Source organism: Boseongicola sp., assembly GCF_057460485.1.
Window position 1 is genome coordinate 1 of record NZ_JBVCWP010000386.1, and the last position, 3,221, is coordinate 3,221.

Annotated in this window: 3 protein-coding genes; all 3 read left to right on the forward strand. The window is 60.0% G+C overall.

All coding sequences use genetic code 11. The features are described 5' to 3' along the window. A partial coding sequence (locus tag AC221Y_RS22485; RefSeq protein ID WP_486708525.1) for a tetratricopeptide repeat protein occupies positions 1-2,178 on the forward strand: 2,178 nt, incomplete at its 5' end. Between the two features lie 144 nt (positions 2,179-2,322). Beyond that, complete coding sequence (locus AC221Y_RS22490) at positions 2,323-2,928, forward strand: polysaccharide biosynthesis/export family protein (RefSeq protein ID WP_486708526.1); 606 nt, start codon at positions 2,323-2,325, stop codon at positions 2,926-2,928. A gap of 9 nt (positions 2,929-2,937) precedes the next feature. Continuing rightward, positions 2,938-3,221, forward strand: a 284-nt coding sequence (locus AC221Y_RS22495) for a hypothetical protein (RefSeq protein WP_486708527.1), incomplete at its 3' end; no start/stop codon positions are given.

A 3,221-nucleotide genomic window follows, 5' to 3' on the forward strand; every position in this document is an offset into this window, starting at 1 on the left:
CGGCTGGTGGAGCAATATCCCGACAGCCTGGCCGGACAGCGGGCCCTTGCTGAATTGGCGCTGCGGGAGAACAACTGGGATGAGGCGCGCCGTCATGGACGCGCTGCGGCGGAGCTGGACCCCGTTGACCGTCTGGTGCAGGCGGTCAACGCCATGGTGAGCTATCGCGATGCAGTTGTGGCCAAGGATGCCACGGCGGAGCGCGCGGCGGTGACGAAAGCGCAGGCGCTTGTTGTCGAGGATCCCGACCTGATGATCGCCCGGCAGGTCATCATCACCGATCTGATGCGTGCCCAGAACTGGACTGCGGCCCTCTCTGCCATTGATGCCGCCCTTGCCGAAGAGCCCGACTATCAGGAGCTTTATACAATTCGTCTCGGCGTTCTCAATCAGCTGGGCGAAACACGCGAAATCCGGTCGCAGCTCGAAGAGATGATCACCCGGTTTCCCGAAGATCCGAGCATACCGGCGACCTTGGTGCGCTGGTATATCTCCCAGGGGGATGTCGATACGGCCGAGGCATTCCTCAAAAACCGCGCGGATCAGGAGCTGCGTGATCCCGATGACATCATCACCTATATCCGCTTCCTGTCCGAGGTGCGCAGCCTTGAAACCGCCAAGGTCGAGCTGGACCGGATCATTGCAAGTGATCCACCTGAACGGGAACGGTTGATCGCGCTGCGGGCCGGGTTTCGCTTTGATCTGGGCGAGCGTGACGCGGCCATCGCCGAGATGGAAGAGCTGATTGACGCGATGGAGCCATCCGATGAGCGGCGCAGCATCATGGTCATGCTTGCACGGATGCTTGAAGTGACCGACAATCAGGTCGGAGCCAGGGCCCTGGTCGAGCAAGTTCTGGAAGAGGACAAAAACCAGGTCGACGCGATGAAAATGCGGGCCGGCTGGCTGATCGAGAGCGATCGTGCCGACGAGGCCATCGTCACCTTGCGCGCGGCACTGGGGCAGGCCCCGAACGATGCCGATGCAATGAGCCTCATGGCGCATGCCCATGAACGTGCGGGCAATCGTGATCTGATGGCGGACATGCTGAGCCGTGCTGTTGATGCCTCCAGAAACGCGCCGGAAGAGTCGCTGCGCTATGCGAGCCACCTGATTTCGCAGGGCGATCTGCGAACGGCAGAAACCGTGTTGATCAATGCCCTGCGCCTGTCCCCAAACCATATCGCCATGCTGAGAGGACTTGGCGATATCTACGTACGTGACCGGGATTGGCCGCGTCTGACGCAGGTCATCGAGACCCTGAGGCGCGAGGATGGTGCCAATGCACAGCGGGTCGCCAATGACCTGACGGCGCGCCAGCTGGCGGCGCAAGACCGTGAAGATGAGTTGATGGGCTTTCTTGACACGCTTGCAGGCGAAGGCGCGTCCGGTATGGGTGCGGCAGCGTTGATCGTGCGGACCCACTTGGCTCAGGGCAATTTGGATGCGGCATTGCAATATGCGCGTGAGATACTGGACGCAAACCCCGGAGACCCCGACGCGCGTTTCCTTGTGGCCTCGGTGCAGGTGGCAGGCGGCGACATTGAAGCGGCCGAGACGACCTTTCGTGACCTGGCAACAGAGAACCCGCAGGATCAGCGCTTCTGGCTCGCTCTTTATAATATCCATGCCCTACAGGAAGACGTGGCGACGGCCCGGCAGGCCCTTCTGGACGGGCTTGAGGCCAATCCTGACAACCTGAGACTCAACTGGGCTCTGGCTGGCGTTCTTGAGCGCGAAGGTGATATTCAGGGCGCGATTGACATTTATGAGCGGCTCTATGCCGCTGACAGCAACAATCTGATCATTGCCAACAATCTGGCAAGCCTGCTGGCGACGGGGAGTGAGGATGCCGACAGCCTCACGCGGGCGCATGAGATCGCACGGCGTCTGCGCGACCGTGACGTTCCGGCCTTTCAGGATACCTATGGCTGGATCGCCTTCCGCCGCGGAGATCTGGATACCGCGCTTGCTGCGCTGGAACCGGCGGCGGCCAGTCTGCCTGCCGACCCGACAGTGCAGTACCATCTGGCGCGCACCTATGTCGCACTCAAGCGCGATGCCGATGCCCTGGCGCAGTTCCGCAAGGTGGTTGAGGTCGCAGAAAACGGTCCGGAACTCGCATTCATGGACGAAGTCAAAGGTGAAATTGACCGATTGTCTGCCTCTGTCGAATAAGACAGATATGGGAGGCTGACGAGAAAATACCTTCAAAGCGCTACAAATCTGCCGCAGCGCCGAGTTTTCTTAACTTTACGTATTTTTCTGAGCCGCTAAATAGCATAAATTCCACACAAAATGAAAATGGGACAGAGGCACAGGATGATCAGATTTTTAACAGCGATCCTTTTCCTGATTGGATCTGCCAGCGTTTCCATGGCGCAGGATGTCTACCGCATCAAGCCGGGAGATACTCTGCAGGTCGAGGTTCTCGAAGATCCGGGCCTCAATCGCAGTGTTCTTGTTTTGCCCGATGGGTCTATCAGCTTCCCGATGGCGGGCACGGTCAAGGCCGGCGGGCGCAGTGTCGATACCGTTGCCAGCACCCTGTCAAAGGAAATGGCCTCGAACTTTGCGGTTGAGCCGACTGTTCTGGTGTCGGTGGCCGCCCTTGCCCCGAAGAGTTTGCGCGTTCCGGATGAGCCTGACCTGATGAATGTCTATATTCTGGGTGAGGTCAATAACCCCGGTCGCAAGGAGATCCTGCCGGGCACCACGCTGATCCAGTTTCTGGCCGAGGCGGGTGGGCTGTCCCGCTTTGCCGCCGAGAAACGCATCCAACTGCGCCGCGTCGACCCTGCGGGTGGAGATGAAACCGTCTATCGATTCAACTATCGCACGATGGGCGGAAGCGACAGCATCAGTGGCACGACGGTACTGGCTCCGGGGGACGTGATCGTTGTGCCCGAGCGCCGTCTGTTCGAATAAGGACGGGTTGTGATACGCGCGCATGCCCTGATTGGCTCCGGGTGCCTGACTGTGCTCTGCCTGGGTGCGGGGCTGACGCTTGCGCAGCAGGCCAGCAGCCCGGAGGAGGGTGGCCCTGTGCTAACCTTCGGGCTTAGTTCCACATTCAGCGCGACGGATAATTACAACCTGAGCCCCAGTGGCGGGGACAGTGCCGAGCTGTTCGACAACAGGCTGTCTTTCGGATACCGCAACCGGCGCGCCAATGATGTGCTAAGCCTTGATCTGAGCGGGCTGTTGCGCGCCAATGAACC